The sequence below is a fragment of the Pradoshia sp. Z6_59 genome, assembly GCF_058267515.1.
Genome location: NZ_JBZCPP010000003.1, coordinates 16,127 through 37,221 on the forward strand (window position 1 = coordinate 16,127; position 21,095 = coordinate 37,221).

At 40.6% G+C, this 21,095-nt stretch carries 19 protein-coding genes and 1 tRNA gene; 17 read left to right on the forward strand and 3 right to left on the reverse strand.

The genetic code is table 11. The features are described from left to right. The first annotated feature begins 12 nt into the window (after nucleotides 1-12). The 11 genes from hisH (at nucleotide 13) to AC4D4B_RS04215 (ending at nucleotide 10,356) form a co-directional block, all read left to right on the forward strand. Complete coding sequence (gene hisH, locus AC4D4B_RS04165; RefSeq protein WP_490994894.1) at nucleotides 13-651, forward strand: imidazole glycerol phosphate synthase subunit HisH; 639 nt, start codon at nucleotides 13-15, stop codon at nucleotides 649-651. After that, complete coding sequence (gene hisA / locus AC4D4B_RS04170; RefSeq protein WP_490994893.1) at nucleotides 651-1,394, forward strand: 1-(5-phosphoribosyl)-5-[(5-phosphoribosylamino)methylideneamino]imidazole-4-carboxamide isomerase; 744 nt, start codon at nucleotides 651-653, stop codon at nucleotides 1,392-1,394. The genes hisH and hisA overlap by 1 nt, the downstream gene beginning before the upstream one ends. Next, nucleotides 1,394-2,152 (forward strand): imidazole glycerol phosphate synthase subunit HisF, encoded by a 759-nt coding sequence (gene hisF / locus AC4D4B_RS04175; RefSeq protein ID WP_490994892.1) that lies wholly within the window; start codon nucleotides 1,394-1,396, stop codon nucleotides 2,150-2,152. Before hisA ends, hisF begins: the two co-directional genes overlap by 1 nt. Beyond that, complete coding sequence (gene hisIE, locus AC4D4B_RS04180; protein WP_490994891.1) at nucleotides 2,149-2,820, forward strand: bifunctional phosphoribosyl-AMP cyclohydrolase/phosphoribosyl-ATP diphosphatase HisIE; 672 nt, start codon at nucleotides 2,149-2,151, stop codon at nucleotides 2,818-2,820. Before hisF ends, hisIE begins: the two co-directional genes overlap by 4 nt. A 1,063-nt stretch (nucleotides 2,821-3,883) precedes the next feature. Next, entirely contained in the window at nucleotides 3,884-5,374 is a 1,491-nt protein-coding gene (locus tag AC4D4B_RS04185) for a tetratricopeptide repeat protein (protein WP_490999231.1), read from the forward strand. Between the two features lie 114 nt (nucleotides 5,375-5,488). Continuing rightward, nucleotides 5,489-6,442, forward strand: a complete 954-nt coding sequence (gene trxB / locus AC4D4B_RS04190) for a thioredoxin-disulfide reductase (RefSeq protein ID WP_490994889.1) — start codon at nucleotides 5,489-5,491, stop codon at nucleotides 6,440-6,442. A 293-nt stretch (nucleotides 6,443-6,735) separates the two neighbouring features. Next, complete coding sequence (locus tag AC4D4B_RS04195) at nucleotides 6,736-7,200, forward strand: 8-oxo-dGTP diphosphatase (protein WP_490994888.1); 465 nt, start codon at nucleotides 6,736-6,738, stop codon at nucleotides 7,198-7,200. A gap of 3 nt (nucleotides 7,201-7,203) precedes the next feature. After that, nucleotides 7,204-8,130 (forward strand): RNase adapter RapZ, encoded by a 927-nt coding sequence (gene rapZ, locus AC4D4B_RS04200; protein WP_490994887.1) that lies wholly within the window; start codon nucleotides 7,204-7,206, stop codon nucleotides 8,128-8,130. Beyond that, a complete protein-coding gene (locus tag AC4D4B_RS04205; protein ID WP_490994886.1) occupies nucleotides 8,105-9,079 on the forward strand; it encodes a gluconeogenesis factor YvcK family protein in 975 nt (324 codons plus the stop codon). The genes rapZ and AC4D4B_RS04205 overlap by 26 nt, the downstream gene beginning before the upstream one ends. Nucleotides 9,080-9,110: 31 nt before the next feature. Beyond that, nucleotides 9,111-10,052 (forward strand): DNA-binding protein WhiA, encoded by a 942-nt coding sequence (whiA, locus tag AC4D4B_RS04210; RefSeq protein WP_490999232.1) that lies wholly within the window; start codon nucleotides 9,111-9,113, stop codon nucleotides 10,050-10,052. 49 nt (nucleotides 10,053-10,101) lie between these two features. After that, complete coding sequence (locus AC4D4B_RS04215) at nucleotides 10,102-10,356, forward strand: HPr family phosphocarrier protein (protein ID WP_490994884.1); 255 nt, start codon at nucleotides 10,102-10,104, stop codon at nucleotides 10,354-10,356. Nucleotides 10,357-10,425: 69 nt separating this feature from the next. Here AC4D4B_RS04215 and AC4D4B_RS04220 read toward each other — a convergent pair whose 3' ends face one another. From AC4D4B_RS04220 to clpP, 3 genes are all read right to left on the reverse strand, one after another. After that, a complete protein-coding gene (locus tag AC4D4B_RS04220) occupies nucleotides 10,426-12,807 on the reverse strand; it encodes an immune inhibitor A domain-containing protein (protein WP_490999233.1) in 2,382 nt (793 codons plus the stop codon). 168 nt (nucleotides 12,808-12,975) lie between these two features. Further along, nucleotides 12,976-14,400 (reverse strand): amino acid permease, encoded by a 1,425-nt coding sequence (locus tag AC4D4B_RS04225; protein ID WP_490999234.1) that lies wholly within the window; start codon nucleotides 14,398-14,400, stop codon nucleotides 12,976-12,978. Between the two features lie 345 nt (nucleotides 14,401-14,745). Beyond that, nucleotides 14,746-15,348 (reverse strand): ATP-dependent Clp endopeptidase proteolytic subunit ClpP, encoded by a 603-nt coding sequence (gene clpP, locus AC4D4B_RS04230; protein ID WP_490994881.1) that lies wholly within the window; start codon nucleotides 15,346-15,348, stop codon nucleotides 14,746-14,748. A 296-nt stretch (nucleotides 15,349-15,644) separates the two neighbouring features. Between clpP and AC4D4B_RS04235 the strand changes: the two genes are divergently transcribed. The 6 genes from AC4D4B_RS04235 (at nucleotide 15,645) to AC4D4B_RS04260 (ending at nucleotide 21,061) form a co-directional block, all read left to right on the forward strand. Then, nucleotides 15,645-15,716 (forward strand) — tRNA-Arg (locus tag AC4D4B_RS04235). A gap of 175 nt (nucleotides 15,717-15,891) precedes the next feature. After that, nucleotides 15,892-17,181, forward strand: coding sequence for an RNA polymerase factor sigma-54 (gene rpoN, locus AC4D4B_RS04240; protein ID WP_490995197.1), 1,290 nt, complete (start codon nucleotides 15,892-15,894; stop codon nucleotides 17,179-17,181). Nucleotides 17,182-17,226: 45 nt separating this feature from the next. Continuing rightward, entirely contained in the window at nucleotides 17,227-17,466 is a 240-nt protein-coding gene (locus AC4D4B_RS04245) for a glutaredoxin family protein (protein ID WP_490999235.1), read from the forward strand. 141 nt (nucleotides 17,467-17,607) lie between these two features. Then, on the forward strand, nucleotides 17,608-18,639 hold the full coding sequence (locus AC4D4B_RS04250) for a sugar-binding transcriptional regulator (protein ID WP_490994879.1): 1,032 nt from the start codon (nucleotides 17,608-17,610) through the stop codon (nucleotides 18,637-18,639). Between the two features lie 59 nt (nucleotides 18,640-18,698). Continuing rightward, the gene (gap, locus tag AC4D4B_RS04255) at nucleotides 18,699-19,706 is read left to right on the forward strand and encodes a type I glyceraldehyde-3-phosphate dehydrogenase (protein WP_490994878.1); all 1,008 of its coding nucleotides are present in this window, start codon (nucleotides 18,699-18,701) and stop codon (nucleotides 19,704-19,706) included. A 170-nt stretch (nucleotides 19,707-19,876) separates the two neighbouring features. Then, nucleotides 19,877-21,061 (forward strand): phosphoglycerate kinase, encoded by a 1,185-nt coding sequence (locus AC4D4B_RS04260; protein ID WP_490999236.1) that lies wholly within the window; start codon nucleotides 19,877-19,879, stop codon nucleotides 21,059-21,061. The last annotated feature ends 34 nt before the right edge of the window (nucleotides 21,062-21,095 follow it).

Here is a 21,095-nt window from a genome sequence, read left to right on the forward strand (position 1 = left end):
GGGGTGGCAGTTTTGATTGGAATCGTTGATTACGGGATGGGAAATTTATTCAGTGTTTATAATGCACTGGACAGGCAGGGAGCGGATCCTGTGATAAGCGGTGATCCAGCTGTATTGGCCGGCTGTGATGGGTTAATTTTACCCGGTGTGGGTGCTTTTCGAGATGCAATAACTGCATTAAAAGAGCAGAAATTGGACGTATTTTTAAAAGAGTATGTAGAAAGTGGTAAGCCCTTGCTCGGCATTTGCCTTGGAATGCAGCTTTTGTTCGAGAGCAGTGATGAACACGGTTATTCCGAGGGGCTATGTTTCTTGGATGGACATATTGCTAAATTTACGGGAATTGATCAAACCGGTAAAACCTATAAAGTTCCTCACATGGGATGGAATAAACTGCAATTTAGGAATGTGCATCCTTTAATTGACGGATTGGAAGAGGATTATGTCTACTTTGTCCATTCATATTATGCCCAAATAAAGGACTCAGCGGAATTGATTGCTTCAGCAATGTATGATGTCGAGGTACCCGGAATAGTAGGAAAAGGGAATGTGATGGGAATGCAATTTCACCCTGAAAAAAGTGGACAGATGGGAAAAGGTTTGCTTGGGAATTTTGTGAAACTGGTAATAGAGAAGGCGGGGGATAAGTGATGGGGACGAATTTTACAATCTATCCGGCAATTGATATGAGAGGCGGTAAATGTGTCCGTCTTCTGCAGGGGGATTATGGACAGGAAACAGTTTATGGAGACTCTCCATTTGAAATGGCCAAGTCCTTCTCTACTTTAGGAGCCAAATGGATTCATATGGTTGATTTGGATGGTGCCAAAGAGGGAAATCCGGTTAATGAGGAATACGTCTTAAAGGCAGCTCGGGAATTAAAGGGTGTATCGATTCAAGTCGGCGGTGGGATTCGCAATGAGGAACAGGTAGCCCGTTACTTGGAGAATGGTATATCGCGTGTCATTCTTGGCAGCGTGGCTGTAAGAGAGCCAGAATTTGCAACACGGATGATACAGCAATATCCGGGGCAAGTTGCTATAGGTCTGGATGGTAAAAGCGGCAAAGTGGCTACTGACGGCTGGCTGAAAACAAGTGATTGGACTGTCGTTGACTTAGGTAAGTATTTTGCCGATAAAGGGGCAGAATGGTTCATTTTTACGGATATCGCCAATGACGGAATGCTTAATGGTCCCAATGTAGAGGCAACAGCTGAACTTGCGCGCGCAACCGGAAAGAATGTCATCGCATCAGGAGGAATGAGTCAGCTTGAGGATATCGCTGCGTTACAGGCCTATCAAGCGGATGGAATTGAAGGAGTCATCATTGGGAAGGCGCTTTATGAAAATCGCTTTACATTGGCGCAGGCCTTAGCAAAGGCGGTTGAATCCTAATGATTACGAAACGAATTATTCCCTGTTTGGATGTAAAAGAGGGGCGCGTTGTGAAGGGGGTTCAGTTCCTTGGACTTCAGGATGCAGGTGATCCTGTTGAATTGGCGAAAATGTACGATGACCAAGGAGCAGATGAGTTGGTTTTCCTGGATATCTCGGCCTCCCATGAAGGAAGAAAGACGATGGTGGAAGTGGTTCGGGAAGCGGCCGCTGTCCTGAGTATCCCATTTACAGTTGGCGGAGGGATCAATTCGGTCACTGATATGAGGACCATTTTACGCGCTGGAGCGGATAAAGTATCAGTAAATACGGCCGCGGTGCTTCGGCCGGAGCTGATTGCTGAGGGAGCCAGCTATTTTGGAAATCAGTGTATCGTTCTTGCTATTGATGCAAAGTATGATGCGGAAATGGGAAGCTTTCGAGTTTATACACATGGCGGCCGTAAAGCAACCGAATTAAATGCTATTGATTGGGCTAAGCAAGCCGTTGCGCTCGGTGCCGGTGAAATATTACTGACGAGTATGGACCGTGATGGGGAAAAAAGCGGATTCCATATTGAACTGACAAGAGCGATCAGTGAGGCTGTTACAGTCCCTGTGATTGCTTCCGGTGGAGCGGGAAGCAAGGAAGATTTTGCTGAGGTTTTTACAGAAGGAAAAGCAGATGCAGCACTGGCTGCCTCCATTTTCCACTACAAAGAGACAAGCGTACAGGAAGTTAAACGCAGACTGCGAGAACAAGGAGTGCTTGTGAGATGAATATAGAAAAAATACGATTTGATGCGAACGGATTAGTGCCGGCCATTGTTCAGGATGGAGAAACGAAGGAAATCCTGACGCTGGCATATATGAATAGGGAATCATTGGAGAAAACGATTCAAACGGGAGAAACCTGGTTTTACAGCCGTTCCCGCCAGGAGCTTTGGCATAAAGGGGAAACAAGCGGCAACACTCAAGCCGTGCGGGAAATCCGCTATGATTGTGACCAGGATGCATTAGTAGTATTGGTTCAACCTGCAGGCCCAGCCTGTCATAACGGTACGGTAAGCTGCTTTACGGAATCGCTGTATCAGGCTGATAATGCTAATTTAATTCAGCCGGCAGATGAAGCAAAGGATTTTCTATATGATTTGGAGAAAATCATTGCTGAACGGGAAGCAGAGCGTCCCGAAGGCTCCTATACAACGTATTTATTTGAAGAAGGGGTAGACAAGATTCTTAAAAAGGTGGGAGAAGAAGCAGCCGAAGTCATCATCGCTGCCAAAAACCGCGACCTGGAAGAATTAAAATGGGAAGTATCCGATTTATTCTTTCACGTCCTTGTCCTCTTAAAAGAACAAAATCTCCCATTCTCTGAAATTCAAAAAAACCTGCGTGACCGCCATCTTACTAAACAGAATGATGATGAAACTGACTCAAAAGGATGAATGATATCCTTTTGAGTTTTTTTGTTTAGTGAAGGGGGCAGGGGGAGTGTTGGTGTGTAGTGGTTATGACAGGGCTATGACCCGGATAAAGGTCTGGCATAGCCGGGTGAAAGGTATGTCAGAGCCAGGGGAAAGGTAGGGTAAAGGAGCTATGACAGGACTATGACCGACCTATAACCTGCCTATACCCGGGTAAAGGTGGGTCAAGGGTGGGTGAAAGGTAGGGCGAAGGAGCTATGCCAGGGCTATGACCGACCTATGCCCGGGCTATACCCGGGTAAAGGTCGGTCGAAGGCGGGTGAAAGGTAGAGGAGAAAGGATCTCTGACGGGGCTATGGACCACCTATGCCCGGGCTATCCTTGGGTAAAGGTGGGGTAAGGAGAGTGAAAAGGCAGAGGGGAAAGTAGCTCTGGCTGGGCTAAGCCCCTCCTGACCCAGAAACCCCACTGACATGTAATCTCTCCATATGATGCTTGTCGGAGGCCTGCAGGATGTAGGTTACAAAGACGTTGCCACACGATGTGGCGTTTTTAGTCTTTGCTCCTTAATTTGGCTCCTCCGCTTTTCATCCGATCCAACTGCGGCTCCTAGCTGCTCGAGACATAAGTGTAGCTGCTACGGGAAAGAAAGAGCACTTTCCCTGCGCACCTCCACTTATGCTTGTCGCAGCTGACCAGTCGCCTCCGCTTTTCTTCCTGATCCAGCGTCAGGGCCTAGGAGTTCGGGACATAAGCATAGCCTCTGCGGAGGCCTACAGGATGTAGGTTACAAAGACGTTGCCACACGATGTGGCGTTCTTAGTCTTTGCTCCTTAATAGTCCCCCTCCGAGCCTCTGTCTTATGCTCCTCGCTCCTGGGCGAGGCCCTTCCGCTTTCTTATGATCCAGCTGCGGCTCCTAGTCCCTCGAGTCATAAGGATAGCCACTACGGGAGGGTAGGGCACCTCCCTCTGTGCCTCTCCTTATGCTTGTCGGGCCTGACCAGTCACCTCCGCTTTTCTTTCTATAATTCTCTTAATATGGTATAATTGTAGGGTTAAAGTATATGTGCTTGGAGGACTAGATGGGGAATAATTTTAATTTGACTAATAAGGCAAAAGTTGTTTCGTTTAACCCCACGGGAGAGTTCTATTTTACAAAGGGAATAAAAGCTTTCCAGCGAAGGGAATTATATAGAGCTAAGAAATATATGAACCGTGCGTTGCAGCTGGAACCGGGTGAGCCGATGATTGCTTGCCAGCTGGCTGTGATTTGTACGGAATTAGGTGAATATCAGTTTTCGAATCAGCTGCTTGAGAATATTCTTCAGGAGTTGGATCCGTTTATGACGGAGTGCCATTATTTCCTGGCTAATAATTTTGCTCATATGGGTTTATTTAAAGAGGCCTATAAGCATGCTAACGAATATTTAAATAAAGATCAGTTTGGTGAATTCAGTGAGGATGCAGAAGATTTGCTGGATTTAATCACATTTGAGACGGATGAAACAGAAGAAACCTTGGAGATTCAGGATGATTTAATGATGCGTCAAGAGGCGGCGCGTGAGTTGCTTGAATCGGGTAATTTTGTGAAAGCCGTTGAAAAAATTGAAGAATTAATCGATTTATATCCTGAATTTTGGTCGGCTTATAATAATTTGGCACTGGCTTATTTCTATGTAGGTAAAACAGAGAAAGCTTTTGAGACGCTCGATCGAGTGCTTGAGAAGAACCCCGGCAATTTGCATGCTTTGTGCAATGGAATGGTCTTTTACCATTATCAGATGGAGCAGGAAAAGCTGGATGAGGTTTTCGCAGTCCTAAAAAAAGTCAGACCTATTCTTGATGAGCACCGGTTGAAATTAGGAGCGACCTTTGCGCTGACTGGTTATTATGAGGAAGCATATATTTGGCTTCGCCAGCTACAGAAAAAGGGATATGAAGGGGACGGAACCTTCTATTATTGGCTCAGTAAATCAGCCCATCAAATCGGGCAAAAGAGAGTTGCTGAAAATGCCTGGGCTAAAGTGGTTGAATACAGTCCGGATAAAGAGGGACTTGAGCCATGGGGCGAAATGATAGAAGATGAGGAATCTGGATTTGAGGAGCATGCGCCTTCCATCATTAAAAAGTTGGAAAGTGAGTATCTGGAGGAGAGATTGTTTGGTCTCTTTTTAGCGAGTCATTCGGGTGAATTCAATCAAATTAAAACTCACCCCTCTTACGAGAACAATAAACGTTTCACAGCGATGGAACGAGAATATAAAAATAGCATCGATCTATCCGAAAAACGTCCATTTTTTGCGGCAGAGGTTGCTGACACATTATACAGGTTTTATCAGCCGGTAAAATTGATTGAATCCGGCTTATATTTTCTATGGTTTTCTGTATATGCTGAAGGAAAAGAAAATGGTATACGGTTCGGAAATCCACTTGCATGGGCAGCTGCTATTGATTACGAATGGCACAAGCTGCGCGGTGAAAAAGAATCTCAAAAAATAGTGGCAGAACGATATGGAATATCTAACTCGACACTTTCTAAGTATGTAAAGCTTGTAGCCGAATTGTTGCAATGAGCAAATTTTTGGACCTAATATGTATAGTTTAATACGATTAGTTCGAGGATAAGACGAGAAATGTAATGAATGTAGAGAGGCTTCGAGTCCTATCGTAAGAAGGAGTGATTCATAATGTCTGAGGAAAAAATTTATGATGTAATTATTATTGGAGCCGGACCGGCGGGTATGACAGCAGCTGTATATGCTTCAAGAGCCAATCTTTCGACATTAATGCTTGAACGTGGAATTCCGGGCGGGCAAATGGCGAATACGGAAGAGGTTGAAAACTATCCGGGATATGAAACCATTCTTGGTCCAGATCTATCAACTAAAATGTTCGAGCATGCGAAAAAATTTGGCGCAGAATATGCTTATGGTGAAGTAAAACAAATTATTGATGGAAAAGAATATAAAACCATTGATGCTGGTTCCAAGCAATATAAAACGCGTACTATTATTATTGCTACTGGTGCTGAATATAAGAAAATCGGCGTACCAGGTGAAAAAGAGCTAGGTGGTCGTGGTGTTTCCTATTGTGCAGTTTGTGACGGAGCTTTCTTTAAAAACAAAGAGCTTTTCGTGATTGGCGGAGGAGATTCTGCTGTTGAAGAAGGTGTGTACTTAACTCGCTTTGCTTCTAAAGTAACGATTGTACACCGCAGGGATGAACTTCGTGCCCAAAAAATTCTGCAGCAGCGTGCCTTTGAGAATGAAAAAGTAGATTTCATTTGGAATACAACATTAAAAAGCATTAATGAGAAAGATGGTAAGGTTGGCAGCGTAACATTGATATCCACTGTAGATGGTACTGAGAGCGAGTATCCGGCAGATGGCGTATTCATTTATATTGGAATGCTTCCGTTAACAAAACCATTCCAAACTATCGGTATTACGAATCAAGCTGGTTATATCGAAACCAATGACCGTATGGAAACAAAAATCCCTGGTATTTTTGCTGCGGGAGATGTTCGTGAAAAGAATTTACGACAAATTGTTACAGCAACAGGTGATGGCAGTATAGCCGCTCAATCCGCACAGCATTATGTAGAAGAGTTGATGGAGCAATTAAAAGCACAAGCTAAATAATAATGCTTGAAGGCTGAGTAAAAAATTTACATGTACGTCATTATTACTTAATGTAGCTGTAATCAAAGTGCAATACATTTGGGGTAGTATGAAAATAAGAAATTGACCCCCTTTTATATACTTTTTTGGCATAGGTTATAAAACCTATGCCGCTTTTTTTTGTGTTTGTCGAAAAATTTAGGGGTAGCCTGAAAAAATTATGATGACTAACGTACATTGTTCATGCACATCTAAAATAGTATAATAAAGAGAAGTCTATCTAATTTGTGCTGTAGCAACTGAGGTGAAAAAGTTTGCAAAGAGTAACCAATTGTATGTTAATGGCAGATGGCAAGGCCCTTATGCTTCAAAAGCCAAGAAGAAATTGGTGGGTAGCGCCCGGCGGCAAAATGGAATCTGGAGAATCCATACATGACTCTGTCATGCGTGAATTCTATGAAGAAACCAATTTGAAAATCGAGCGTCCTGAGTTAAAAGGCATTTTCACCATGGTTAATATGAAGGATGACCAAATCGTTCATGAATGGATGCTTTTTTCTTTCCGTGCCTATGCATTTGAGGGAGAAGCATATCAGGAGAATGAGGAAGGAATTCTGAAATGGCACCCTTTAAACGATATTCAGGCATTGCCAATGGCAGAGGGAGATCGCAAAATATTGGATCATATGATGAATGGACAAGGAATACTAATAGGTACATTTAAATATACAGAAGATTTCATACTACTCGATTACAAGCTTGAAAGAAACGGGGAATAAATAATGGAAGAGAAAAAAATAGAAACTGCAGCATCGGAGAATCGGCTGGTCATTATTACGGGTATGTCGGGTGCCGGTAAGACAGTTGCGATACAGAGCTTTGAGGATCTAGGCTTCTACTGTGTGGATAACCTTCCCCCTACGCTTCTTCCTAAATTCATGGAGCTTATGAACAATTCAGGAAAGAAGATGAATAAGGTAGCATTAGTAATGGATTTACGAGGCAGGGAATTTTTTGAACACTTATTCAAAGCCTTGGATGATCTTAACGAATCCTCTAAGTTTGTCCCTGAAATTTTATTCCTGGATGCGGATGACTCCGTTTTAGTAAGAAGATATAAGGAAACGAGACGTACTCATCCATTGGCTCCATCAGGATCGCCGCTGGAAGGGATTAGACTGGAACGAGATTTGCTTGAGGAATTAAAAGGACGGGCTCAAACGATTTACAACACATCAAATTTTAAGCCAAAAGAGCTGCGTGAGAAAATTGCCAAACAGTTCTCCGTAAATCAACGGGTGGAGTTCACGATTAATATCATGTCATTTGGTTTTAAACACGGCATTCCTATCGATGCAGATTTAGTTTTTGATGTGAGATTCCTGCCTAATCCATTTTATATAGAAAATATGCGTCCGCAAACTGGACTGGATGAAGAGGTTTCCTCTTACGTAATGAAATGGAGTGAAACCCAGAAGTTTATTGAAAAATGGACGGATTTACTTGATTTTATGATTCCTCAATATAAACGTGAGGGAAAAGCCCAGTTAATTATCGCTGTGGGATGTACTGGAGGTCAGCATCGTTCCGTTACTTTAGCTGAATATCTGGGTAAACGTTATAACAATGAGTACCATACGAGTGTAACGCATCGTGATATTGATAAAAGGAAGGTACGCACCGATGACATCCATATCAGCACAACCTAAAGTGGTGATCATAGGTGGTGGATCTGGCCTATCAGTCCTATTAAGAGGGCTAAAGTCATATCCCCTCGATATTACCGCTATAGTGACCGTTGCGGATGATGGTGGCAGTTCTGGCAGATTGAGAGAGGAATTGGATATCCCTTCTCCTGGCGACATACGGAATGTTTTAGCAGCTATGTCTGATGTAGAGCCATTAATTGAGCAAATGTTTCAGCATCGATTTACAGGCTCAGAACAATTATCAGGTCATGCACTAGGGAATTTAATTCTTGCTGCGATGACCTCTATTACAGGTGACTTTGTACATGCTATTCAGGAGATGAGTAAGGTTTTAAATGTAAGAGGACAGGTTTTGCCCTCCGCGAATCAGAGCGTAATCCTACATGCAGAACTCGAGGATGGGACAGTTGTTTCCGGTGAATCAAAAATTCCATACTCCGGGAAACGCATAAAGCGGGTGTTCCTCAGTCCTGAGCATATTCAGCCTCCTCATGAAACCATTCAGGCCATCAGACAGGCCGATTTAATTTTAATGGGACCCGGTAGTCTTTATACAAGTATATTGCCTAATTTGGTTGTGCCTACAATTGCAGCTGAAATTGCAAATTCCAAAGCATCCAAAGTATATATTTGTAACTTAATGACTCAAGCTGGGGAAACCCTGAATTATACAGCAAGTGACCATTTGAAAGTAATCAATGAGCATTTAGGTGAGTCGTGTATGGATACAATCTTAGTCAATAAAGAGGATATCCCTACGCATTTGAAATTAAAATATAAAGAAGAATATGCCCAACCGGTTATCTTTGATATAAACAGACTTGAACAAATGGGACTGGAAGTGATTAAGGATAATATTGTAACGATTCAAAATAACCGTGTCAGACATGATACAGTCGTTGTTGCCTCTATTATCTATAATTTATTAAAGGAAAAGAATAAAGTGTAAGTTGTAAAGGGATTGAGGTGTAAAAAAAGGGATGTCGTTTGCATCGGAAACAAAAAAAGAATTAACCAATTTAGAAGTAAAAGATTGCTGCGCAAGGTCAGAACTATCTGCGCTAATCCGGATGAACGGATCCTTATCCTTTTCCAATCGTCATCTTATTGTGGATGTGCAAACAGAAAATGCAGCCATTGCACGGAGAATTTATACGTTTTTAAAGAAGCTTTATAATCTCCAGGTTGATTTGCTTGTTCGTAAAAAGATGAAGCTGAAAAAGAATAATGTCTATATTGTACGGTTTTCTGAGAAAGCGAAGGAAGTACTTACAGACCTGAATATCATTGAAAATGGATTTACGATTATCCATGATATATCCGAGGAACTAATTCACAAGAAATGTTGTAAACGATCATATTTACGTGGTGCATTCCTTGCAGGCGGATCAGTTAATAATCCTGAGACTTCCTCTTATCACTTAGAAATATCGTCTTTATATAAAGAGCATAATGATTCATTGTGTGAGTTGATGAACTCATTCGGATTAAAAAGCAAAACACTCGAAAGAAAAAAGGGATTTATCACCTATTTGAAGGAAGCGGAAAAGATTTCTGAATTCCTGAATATTATTGGAGGGCATAATGCGCTCTTGAAATTTGAGGATATTCGTATTGTAAGAGACATGCGAAATTCTGTAAATCGACTTGTAAATTGTGAAACTGCAAACTTGAATAAAACTATCAGCGCTTCATTGCGCCAGGTTGAAAATATACGTTATATTGAAAATACTGTTGGTCTGGATATATTGCCTGATAAGCTACGTGAAATTGCAAGACTGCGTGTCGAATACCAAGATGTAACCCTAAAAGAACTTGGGGAAATGGTTTCAAGCGATAAAATAAGCAAGTCGGGTATTAATCATCGTCTACGTAAAATAGATGAAATTGCCGAAAAGCTGCGAGCTGGTGAATCTAAATAAGTATTCCAAGCATTATGATATAAATAATATTTAATGGAGGGGAATCGCTGTGATTGAAAAAGAAGTCACTGTACAGCTTAAAACAGGCTTACAGGCACGCCCGGCTGCTCTATTTGTTCAAGAGGCAAGTCGTTTTTCATCTGATATATTTTTTATAGATGGAGAAAAGAAGGTCAATGTAAAAAGTATTATGGGATTAATGAGTATGGCGATTGGATCAGGTAAGACAGTGACCCTTGCAGCAGATGGTCAGGATGAAGAAGAGGCTATACAGGTTTTAGAAGCATTTATGACAAAAGAGTAGTAAAATGCAGAACCGTTAGGATACAAACAGAAAAGAGGTGGCTATCTATGAGCCGCCTCTTTTTCTGCTTTATTTACTAATAAGAATTTTTCCGACAGTACGGTCTTTACTTTGACCCGTTAACTTGATTTTTACGCCAAACTCAGGAACATTCCGTCCCGCGTCCGGTTTGCCAGGGTTTAAATAATTTTTGCTATCATCAAACACAGAAACTGGTTTCGTATCAAAATCTGACAATGTTAAACCATTTACACTCTTATAATCCAAATACATTTTATCTGTTTTATCTAATCTAAATGCAGCATCATGAATTTGATAACGAGTTGCAGCTAAGGATTTGTCACTCCATTTTAATGTTCCTTGGTCAGCATCGACTACTCCAAGGAAGCCTTCGCCCGGGTGAGTGCCTGTCCAGTTATCTGAATAGCTGTCATCCACATACCAAACCACTAATCCGCCATCATACTTCATTAGGCTGGCTCCGCGTTTGATATGAGCAAGTCCCAAATCGACTCCCTGATGATTCCGCCATTCTGCCAAATAGTATTGGTCACTTGTATAGAAGCCTTCATTCTTTGTGAAGCCATCTAATGTAAAGACAGAGGTTGAAGTATCTGCATTATCTTTTACGAGTTCCTGTCCATCGGCAGTAATTGTAATATCATCCACATAAAAGCCTGGTTCAATAGCTGCTACATCAGTCCAGTAATTAAAACGCAATTCAATTTTCTTACCAGCATAGGCTGTTAAATCAAAGATACCATCTACCCATCCGTTTGAGTTTCCTGTTATTCCGTTTCCAGGATTTTGTTCATGTGGATTAGTAGAAGTAGTTATGTTCCCTGCTAACCCTGTCCAGTTTGTTTGTCCTTCTTCACGCACTTGAACAGATGCATAGTCCCAATCCTGCTCTATTTGATACCAAGTCTTGAAAGATAATTGGGCCGCCGTTTTATTTGTTAAATCAAGAGAAGTAACCAAGGAGTTATTTAGGTTATTCCCTTTTCCGCTATGGTATTCATACTTCCCGCTATAAGGAGTGTTTACTGTTGTTTTCTTTTGGGGCAAATTCACTTTAAGTGCATCCAGATTTCTTCCTTTTGTGTTAGCTTGATCGAGAAGGAATTCAGATCCCCGTCTATTCAGATCATCCAAATCGACCTCTGCGTAATTTAGCCAGTTCCCTCCAAGGCTCTCCTGAAGATATTCTTTTGCATATGGGCTGAATCCAGTTGGTTCTCCGCCTGGAACTTTACCTGCCCAGCTGCCGCTTGCCATAATTGACCAATAGCCGATGGCTTCACCAGATCCTGAGTATTGCGTATCATATTCATCCGGTAGACCTAAATCATGACCGTATTCATGGGCAAATACCCCGGCAGCTCCGTCAATTGGTTCAATTGTGTAATCGAAAGCAGCCATTTGTCCGTTCCAGTATGGAAGGTCTGTTTCCGTGTTATCGATCGGGAATACCCCTCCCAAATTAGAACGATGGGACCAGATTGCGTCTCCAGCCAGTGTACCGCCACCTGCTTCTTCACCTACAGCAGAGTGGACAATCATTAAGTGATCGACTAATCCATCTGGTTCGCGTTTATTTCCGTCCCCATCCAAGTCGTAGCGATCTTCTTGGTCATATTCAGAAAGGTCAACATTTGGATCGTTTGCTGCTGCTTGAAGTGCTTCCTTTACAAGGCTGCGTGCATCCTTGTCATTTCCATCAGGTGTCGGAGTATTTCCACCATAGTCAGCGGCAGGTTTTTTAGCCATATACCAACCAGCTACTTCACCATCTACGGTATAGCTACCGCCAGATTGCTGTTCATAATATTGCTTCATGGAAATTAGCTTTTCGCCGTTAGGACCTGTATATCCCTTTTTACCAAAAATCATTTGTTGATAATGATCCTTAGTATAATCTTTGTAGTACATGTCTGTATCCTCTGGTCTGACATTGTCACCATTGTAATCAGGGAATTCAATCATCAGTACCAAAACTTTATCCTTTTGGACAGACCCTTTATATTTTTCTTCCTTTACTGGTTGAACAACACCATTATTAGGTTTGGAGCCTTTGCCTGGTTTTTTACCTTTTTTCTTCTTATTCCATTTCTTTTGCAATTCTTTCATTTGCTTATCGAATTTTTTTGATGAGTCCTTTTTAGCGTTTTCTTCTTTTTTCTTTAAGTACTTTTTCAACTGTGCCTGTGCTTCTTTATCTGTTGCATTTTTCTTGATGGTGCCTTCTTTTTTCAGCATTTTAATTAATCGTTCTTCGTTGGCAATGCTTAAATCAAAAGTGCTTCCTGTATAGGTAACTGAATGATTATGATTGGTCTCGGTTGTATGGTTACTTGTTGTCGAAACTTGGTGAGCAGAAGTGGCTGGTGCAAAGGCACTGAATGTTAAAGCAGCAGCGAAGGCTGATGCCAAAATAGATTTTCCCCGCAAATGGTTTCCTCCTCTTAATTTTAATTAACAATCTATAATATTCTAACTATTCTGTTAAAAACCTCTTTAATAGTTGAAAATGGTAGAATAGGAGTGGTTGGGGAAAAAGAAGTAGGTAATTAGGCATAAAAAAACCACTCTTTTTAAAAGAGTGGTTTCGTCTTATGATTATCTATCTTCTGTCAAACTTCTAGAAAGTTCTTTTGGTTTCTTGTTTTTCATAAGGATTGGATAGAGAACAAGTCCGAGGATGAATAATCCTATACCGAGCGAGAATGTTTTTAAGTCGGCTGTTCCGGTTTTAATTACCCATAGTGTATATACAAGAGCCACTATGGAAATTATGCCATCTATCAATCGTGATCGCTTCATCCCTGTGTAAGTTTCACCGGTAATAATCAACTTCACTTGATAAAGAACACTAACAAAATACGGAATTAGGTAAGCTAGAGTAGCAACGACCATTGCAAATTCATAAGCTTCCATAATCGTTCCGGAAACAGTAGCGAATAAAAAGAATTGCGTTAATAGGTTCGTGATAGTCAAAGAATTGACTGGACTCCCTTTTTTATTCGTTTTTCCGAAGAATGCCGGGAATAAGTTGGATTTAGCAGCTTGATAAGGTACCTCGGAGCTAACGACAATCCAACCGACTGTGGATCCGAATAATGAAATTAAGGCAAGGAATCCTAGAATATAAGCACCGCTAGATCCGATTGCAGCCTGCAGAGCATCAACCAAAGGTTTATGTGACTGTTGCAGTGCCTCTTGGGATAATGCGCCCATTGTTAATAATGTTATTCCGATATAGATCGCAATGGCAATAATAAGTCCGGTGATAGTCGCTTTTTTCACATCAGTCTGAGACTTTGCCCGATTGGATAGCATCACTGCTGCTTCTACTCCAATAAAGGCCCATAGCGTGGCAATAGCTGCGTTATTTACTTGTCCACCCAATGTATGGGAAACCCCAGAAGCATCGATAAATTCTTTACCGTTCATTATATTAGCAGAGTCAAATATAAAAATGGTTGCTACGATAAAAAGTGCGAAACCAATTACCTTTGTGATGGTTGCCAGCAAATTGATTTTTCCAGCGCTGTTAAAGCTTTTGCAGAGAATAAAGTGAATGCCCCACAGCATAACTGTACATACCATAAAGTTTAAGAATTTCCCTAATTCCAGATCAAAATTGCCGCTTGAAAAAAGGATGTACTGGCTTTGCATAATTGGGAAGAAGGTAGATAAGTACCCGGCAAACGAGATAATAACTGATGCCGTTGCTGCCCAGTTAGCAGCCCAGTAACCCCAAGCAATGCTGTAACCAGCAATTTTCCCTTTTCTTGGTGAACTGAACATAGCTTGAGCATAGCTTTGCGGTCCCGTTTTTAATTCGGGCTTTCTGATTGCCAAATTTCCGAATACAAGAGCGACCATTAAAACTCCAGCTCCTGTTAAGATCCAAGCCATTGATGCTCCAAACGGACTAGAGACACCAGCCAGGTTTGCCGGCAGCATAAATATTCCTCCGCCAACCATGTTGCCGACAACAAACATGGTTAAGATCCAAAATCCCCATTTTTTATTATTCATGATGAAAGACTCCTTCTGTTTTCAAGATATGCGAAAAATATAATAAGATTAATTATTGCTAGTGGTCCAAATCGTTATAAATCTATACCCGAATTATAATTTGATCATTCCGGTGGCTGTATTGGTTGAGATGGTAAGTATGAATTCAACACAATAAACTCTCTTTCAGAATGACTAATTATTAAATTGTGCTTTCATATTAACACCAAACTTTAATTTGGTAAAGTGATAAACAATTAGAGAACTAAAAGATTGTGGGGTAGGGGAGTAAAGGGGGATATCTACATTATTTTTTTGATAAAACAAAAAAGCTGCCGAATATCTCGACAGCTCTTAATCAGTTTCTTATTTTTTATTTTCTTCTACTACATTGCGGGTGATAATTTTATCAACTAATCCGTACTCAACCGCACGTTCAGCTGTCATGAAGTTATCACGTTCTGTATCGCGAGCAATTGTTTCATAAGATTGACCAGTGCGTTCAGCCAATATTTTATTTAAGCGCTCACGCATAAAGAGAATGCGTTTAGCAGCAATTTCAATCTCAGTCGCTTGTCCCTGAGCTCCGCCAAGCGGTTGGTGAATCATCACTTCACTGTTTGGTAACACAAAACGCTTTCCTTTTTCGCCGGCAGCAAGAAGGAATGCACCCATTGAAGCAGCCATACCGATACAGATCGTAGAAACCTGTGGTTTAATATATTGCATTGTATCGTAGATTGCCATACCTGCTGTGATGCTTCCACCTGGGCTATTGATGTAAAGATAAATATCTTTCTCTGGGTTTTCAGTTTCAAGGAACAGTAATTGGGCAACGATGGAGTTGGCTACATTGTCATCAATTCCACTTCCAAGCATGATAATCCGGTCTTTTAATAAACGGGAATAAATATCGTATGCGCGTTCCCCGCGATTTGTTTGTTCAATAACTGTAGGAATTAAATTCATTTATTTTCTCCTCCTTATATGTAAAAAAATAATACATTTGGCTTTGACTTTATCATACACTTTATGGTCAATAAAGGTCAAACAAAAGACGCTTACATTACTATATGTTTTTTGTTAAGGACTGATGTCTTGTTTATCTGATTAGTCTGCACTTAATTTGCGTTTGATTCTATGTATGGAAATAAAATAATCCCTGATATCCATCTTACCCAACATAAAGCCTTATAAACCTAAGGAATAGTTCTTGCAAAAAGACTTTCTCTTCCTTATAATATAATTTTGTAGGCTAATATTTTGCCCTCGTAGTTTAATGGATAGAACATAAGATTCCGGTTCTTACGATGGGGGTTCGATTCCCTCCGAGGGCGTATATAATATTGTTGAAAATGTCTCAGTGCTATAAGTGGTTCAGCACTGAGACATTTTTTTATTTATAACAATTCAATATTTTGTAAATATATCCTCCTTTTTCTTGCTCTCTGACTTCCTATTTACTACTATTAATGTAAGCGGTTTATGTTATAAGGGGGCGGAAATTTGAATGTGGAGATTGGTTTGTACCTGCAACAAAGGTTAAAGCTGACGATGACGCCGGAATTAAATCAGGCAATAACCTTGCTTCAATACCCAGCAATTGAATTGGCTGCCTATATCGATGGAAAAGCGCTGGAGAATCCGTTGATTGAAATAGATGAAGAGTATCCGATAATCTCAGGCAAATCATATAGTGAATCCTCAATCAATCAAATCAGCGAGGAGACTGTTTCATTAAAATCTTATTTACGAGCCCAAATTCCATTTAAAGTCCTAACGGACAGGGAAGAGTGTGTTTTATTATTTTTGATCGATTGTATCGATGAAAATGGATATTTGCGTATTACCTTTGAGGAAGCTAAATCCTTAGTGGTCGTTAGTCAGGATGAATGGGATGTTGCCTTATCTGTTTTGCAGGCATTGGAACCTGCCGGAGTGGGGGCCAGGAATTTAAGTGAGTGTTTGCTCATACAGGCTAAACGTGATGATATCGATGATCTGCCACTAGAAGAGGTTTTGATTAATCATTTCGATATGCTTGTGAATAGAAAGTGGAAAGAGCTTGCCAAGCTGGTTGGTGTAACTATTGCAGATATTCAATCCATTTTTGATTTAATACAGGCATATAACCCCAAACCTGGTTCAGCTTTTTATAGTGGTGAATTCCAATATTTCATACCAGACGTAAGTGTTTCTATTTCAAAAGGAGTACCCACTGTAAAGGTTTTATCAATGAGAAGATTTAAAACGAATGAATTTACTTCCTCTATAAAGGATGGAAGTGATGACATAACTAAAAAGTATATGTACGAAAAGAAAATGGAGCTAAACTGGTTAAAAAAAGCAATTGAACAAAGAGAGCAGACTTTAAGTCGTGTAACCCATGCCATTTTGGATAAGCAATCTGTCTTCTTTGATACTGGGAAGAGTGTAAACTTGAAGCCGTTAACTATGAAGGAAATCGCTAAAATGGTCGATGTGCATGAGTCAACAGTAAGCAGGGCGATTAGGGACAAAGTGGTAGAAACGCCATTTGGGACTTATGAAATGAAAATGTTTTTTACGAGCAGCATCCCGACCAATCAATTGGAGGACTCTTCATCAGAACAAGTAAAGCAAGAAATAATGCGGTTGATAAAGACAGAGCAGAAAACACTGCCTTTATCCGATCAGGCAATTGCAAAGCAACTTCAGGATGATTTTGGTATTCTTGTATCACGGAGGACAATCGCGAAATATCGGACTCAGCTTCATATACCATCTTCTTCAAAAAGAAAACGATACGAGGTTAGTGAATAATTAATTTATAAATGTAGAAAATAAGAAAGAGCAGGGGGAAAGAAAGTGATTGCACCAATCATTCATTTTTATACAAAAAAGAATTGCCCATTATGCGAAGAGGCAAAGGATCTTTTGAAAATTTTGCAAAGAGAAATGACGTTTACTCTCCTTGAAGTCGATATATATTCCAATGATAAATTGCTGGAACAATATGGGCTTATGATTCCTGTAGTCGAAATCAATGATCAGGTTATTCAATACGGACGTATAGATCTAGATGAGATTTGCCGCTATTTAACGTGATGTTCACATTTAGAACCTTGCAACTATTCGAAACTCCTGTTAGAATGGAATTACATCAGGAGCTATTTTTTTACATAAACTGGGACGCTAAACGTCTTGCTAGGACAAAAAATGACCAAAGTATAAAAGGAGTTTGAAGATATGGACGGAATACTCCATTTACAGAAGAAATTAATTCCAGATATATTTGAGGTCATGCAAAAAAGATACAATATCTTAAGAACGATTCGTACTCTGCAACCGGTAGGCAGACGAAGCTTATCACTGACTTTGAACATTACGGAGCGGATTTTGCGAAGCGAAGTGGAATTTTTGAAAAACCAAAATCTCATACAAATCGCAAGCTCTGGAATGACTGTTACCAATGAAGGGAAAGAGGTCCTCGACCATCTGGGTGGTGTAATAAGGCAATTATCGGGTATAGATGATATGGAGCGCCTTTTACAGGAAAAACTTGATTTGGAGAAAATTATCATCGTTAGTGGTGATAGTGACCAATCCCCATGGGTAATAGATGAGCTCGGACGTGCCGGTGCATCGCGTATGAAAAGTCTCTTAACGGGTAAAAATATCATTGCCGTAACAGGTGGAACAACAATGGCAGCAATAGGCAGAATGTTACCTGATGTCTCAGAGCTTCCAGATGTAGATGACATTTTGTTTGTACCAGCAAGAGGCGGTCTTGGCAAGGGTGTTCAATACCAGGCCAATACAGTTTGCGAACAAATGGCAGAAAAGATGCATTCACGATATCGTGTCCTGTATGTACCGGACAACCTAAGTGAAGCTGCATACAATACGCTAACCAGTGAACCTGCTATACATGAGGTATTGAATTTGTTGAAATCAGCCAATATCGTTCTTCATGGTATAGGGGAAGCCAAAACAATGGCTGAAAGAAGGAAATCATCCGATGACAGTCTCCAGGAGCTTGAGAATAAAAAGGCAATTGGAGAGGCGTTTGGATATTATTACGATGAAGATGGCAACATAATACAAAAAGTCCATACAATCGGCCTTCAATTAGATGATCTGGTTAACGCGGAACATGTAATCGCCGTTGCTGGCGGAGCTTCAAAAGCTAAGGCAATAAAAGCCTATATCAAAATGGCACCTAAAAAACCGATTTTAATTACGGATGAAGGTGCGGCACTACAGTTACTTAAGGGATAACACCCTTTTGAATATAATTTAAAATCTATTTCTAAGATTCCAAAAGGAGGAACCTTCTAATGGCAGTAAAATTAGGTATTAATGGTTTTGGTAGAATTGGACGTATCGTATTCCGTGCGGCGTTAAATAATCCGGAAGTAGAAGTTGTAGCAGTTAACGATTTAACTGATGCAAAAATGCTTGCGCATCTTTTAAAATATGATTCCGTTCATGGAACTTTAGATCAAGAAGTAACAGTTGACGGAGACTACTTAGTAGTAGCTGGACAACGTGTAAAAGTTCTTGCTGAAAGAGATCCAGCTCAACTTGGTTGGGGAGATCTTGGAGTAGATATCGTTGTAGAATCTACTGGACGTTTCACTAAACGCGCAGATGCTGCAAAACACCTTGAAGCTGGCGCTAAAAAAGTTATCATTTCTGCACCTGCATCTGATGAAGATATCACAATCGTTATGGGTGTTAACGAAGATAAATATGACGCAGCTAACCATGATGTAATCTCTAATGCATCTTGTACTACAAACTGCTTGGCTCCATTTGCAAAAGTATTGAACGATAACTTCGGTATCAAACGCGGAATGATGACTACAATCCATTCTTACACAAATGACCAACAAATCTTAGACTTGCCACACAAAGACTACCGTCGTGCTCGTGCTGCTGCTGAAAGCATGATCCCTACAACTACTGGTGCTGCTAAAGCTGTTGCTCTAGTATTACCTGAATTGAAAGGTAAATTGAACGGTATGGCTATGCGTGTACCAACTCCAAACGTTTCTGTTGTTGACCTTGTTGCTGAATTAGAAAAAGAAGCAACTGCAGAAGAAATCAATGCAGCATTGAAAGCAGCTGCTGAAGGTGAATTAAAAGGAGTTCTTGAGTACAGCGAACTTCCATTAGTATCTCGTGACTACAATGGAACTACTCAATCTTCTACTATTGATGCTCTTTCTACAATGGTTATGGAAGGCAACATGGTTAAAGTACTTTCTTGGTACGATAACGAAACTGGTTACTCCAACCGTGTAGTTGACCTTGCAGCTTACATTGCTAAAAAAGGTCTTTAATCTTTACGTAGTAGATAGAAAACCTTATTAAAGGTATAATGAATTTGTTTAAGGGGGAGAGGGGAAAATTCCCCTTTCTCCCTGTTTTATTTTAACGGCAATTAATCAGAGTTTGGGCAGACCTGATTAAGTCTTTAGCTGGTCCCTTATTTTAAAGGAGGTTCATTTAAGTGAACAAAAAATCGATTAAAGACATTGATGTACAAGGAAAAAAAGTATTTTGCCGCGTTGATTTTAACGTACCAATGCAAGATGGCAAAGTAACAGATGACACAAGAATTCGTGCAGCTTTACCGACTATTCAACTTTTAATTGAAAAAGGCGCAAAAGTAATTCTTGCAAGCCATTTGGGCCGTCCAAAAGGTGCAGTAAAAGAAGAGTTACGCTTAACTCCTGTTGCAGCGCGTTTAGGCGAATTGCTTGGCAAAGATGTTAAGAAAACGGATGAAGCATACGGAGAAGCTGTACAAGCTGAAATCGGGCAGATGAAAGATGGCGATGTACTTCTTCTAGAAAACGTACGTTTCTATCCTGGTGAAGAAAAGAACGATGCAGAATTGGCAAAAGCATTTGCTAATCTTGCAGATGTGTATGTAAATGATGCATTCGGTGCAGCTCACCGTGCGCATGCTTCCACAGAAGGAATTGCAAAACATATCCCTGCTGTAGCCGGATTGCTTATGGAAAAAGAATTAGAAGTGCTTGGAAAAGCTCTTTCTAATCCAGAACGTCCATTCACAGCAATTATTGGTGGAGCAAAAGTAAAAGATAAAATTGGTGTAATTGATAATCTTCTTGAGAAAGTGGACAACCTAATCATTGGCGGTGGACTAGCATATACGTTCATCAAGGCTCAAGGATATGAAATTGGTCAATCTCTTTTAGAAGAAGATAAGATTGAATTGGCTAAATCCTTTATGGATAAAGCAAAAGAAAAAGGTGTTAACTTCTTAATGCCGGTGGATGCGGTTATTGCAAAAGAATTTTCACCTGATACAGAGTCTAAAGTGGTAGATATTGATGCGATTCCAGCTGATTGGCAAGCGCTTGATATCGGACCAAAGACTGCAAAATTATATGAAGACACTATTAAAAATTCCAAACTCGTGATCTGGAATGGACCAATGGGTGTATTCGAATTTGATAAATTCGCTGGCGGTACAAAAGCAGTAGCAGAAGCACTTGCAAATGCGGAAAATACATACTCCGTAATTGGTGGTGGGGACTCAGCTGCGGCAGTAGAAAAGTTCGACCTTGCGGATAAAATGAGCCACATCTCTACTGGAGGCGGTGCTTCCTTAGAATTCATGGAAGGTAAAGAGCTTCCTGGTGTGGTAGCGTTAAACGACAAATAAATACATTATACGGACACATACGAGAGGATGAGAA

Bases quoted from the DNA above. Each gene is read 5' to 3' on its own strand.
- hisA (WP_490994893.1), top strand. From the start codon at position 651: ATGGGGACGAATTTTACAATCTATCCGGCAATTGATATGAGAGGCGGT.
- rapZ (WP_490994887.1), top strand. From the start codon at position 7,204: ATGGAAGAGAAAAAAATAGAAACTGCAGCATCGGAGAATCGGCTGGTC.
- clpP (WP_490994881.1), bottom strand. From the start codon at position 15,348: ATGAATTTAATTCCTACAGTTATTGAACAAACAAATCGCGGGGAACGC.
- hisIE (WP_490994891.1), top strand. From the start codon at position 2,149: ATGAATATAGAAAAAATACGATTTGATGCGAACGGATTAGTGCCGGCC.
- AC4D4B_RS04225 (WP_490999234.1), bottom strand. From the start codon at position 14,400: ATGAATAATAAAAAATGGGGATTTTGGATCTTAACCATGTTTGTTGTC.
- whiA (WP_490999232.1), top strand. From the start codon at position 9,111: ATGTCGTTTGCATCGGAAACAAAAAAAGAATTAACCAATTTAGAAGTA.
- AC4D4B_RS04185 (WP_490999231.1), top strand. From the start codon at position 3,884: ATGGGGAATAATTTTAATTTGACTAATAAGGCAAAAGTTGTTTCGTTT.
- trxB (WP_490994889.1), top strand. From the start codon at position 5,489: ATGTCTGAGGAAAAAATTTATGATGTAATTATTATTGGAGCCGGACCG.
- gap (WP_490994878.1), top strand. From the start codon at position 18,699: ATGGCAGTAAAATTAGGTATTAATGGTTTTGGTAGAATTGGACGTATC.
- hisF (WP_490994892.1), top strand. From the start codon at position 1,394: ATGATTACGAAACGAATTATTCCCTGTTTGGATGTAAAAGAGGGGCGC.
- AC4D4B_RS04205 (WP_490994886.1), top strand. From the start codon at position 8,105: ATGACATCCATATCAGCACAACCTAAAGTGGTGATCATAGGTGGTGGA.
- AC4D4B_RS04250 (WP_490994879.1), top strand. From the start codon at position 17,608: ATGGACGGAATACTCCATTTACAGAAGAAATTAATTCCAGATATATTT.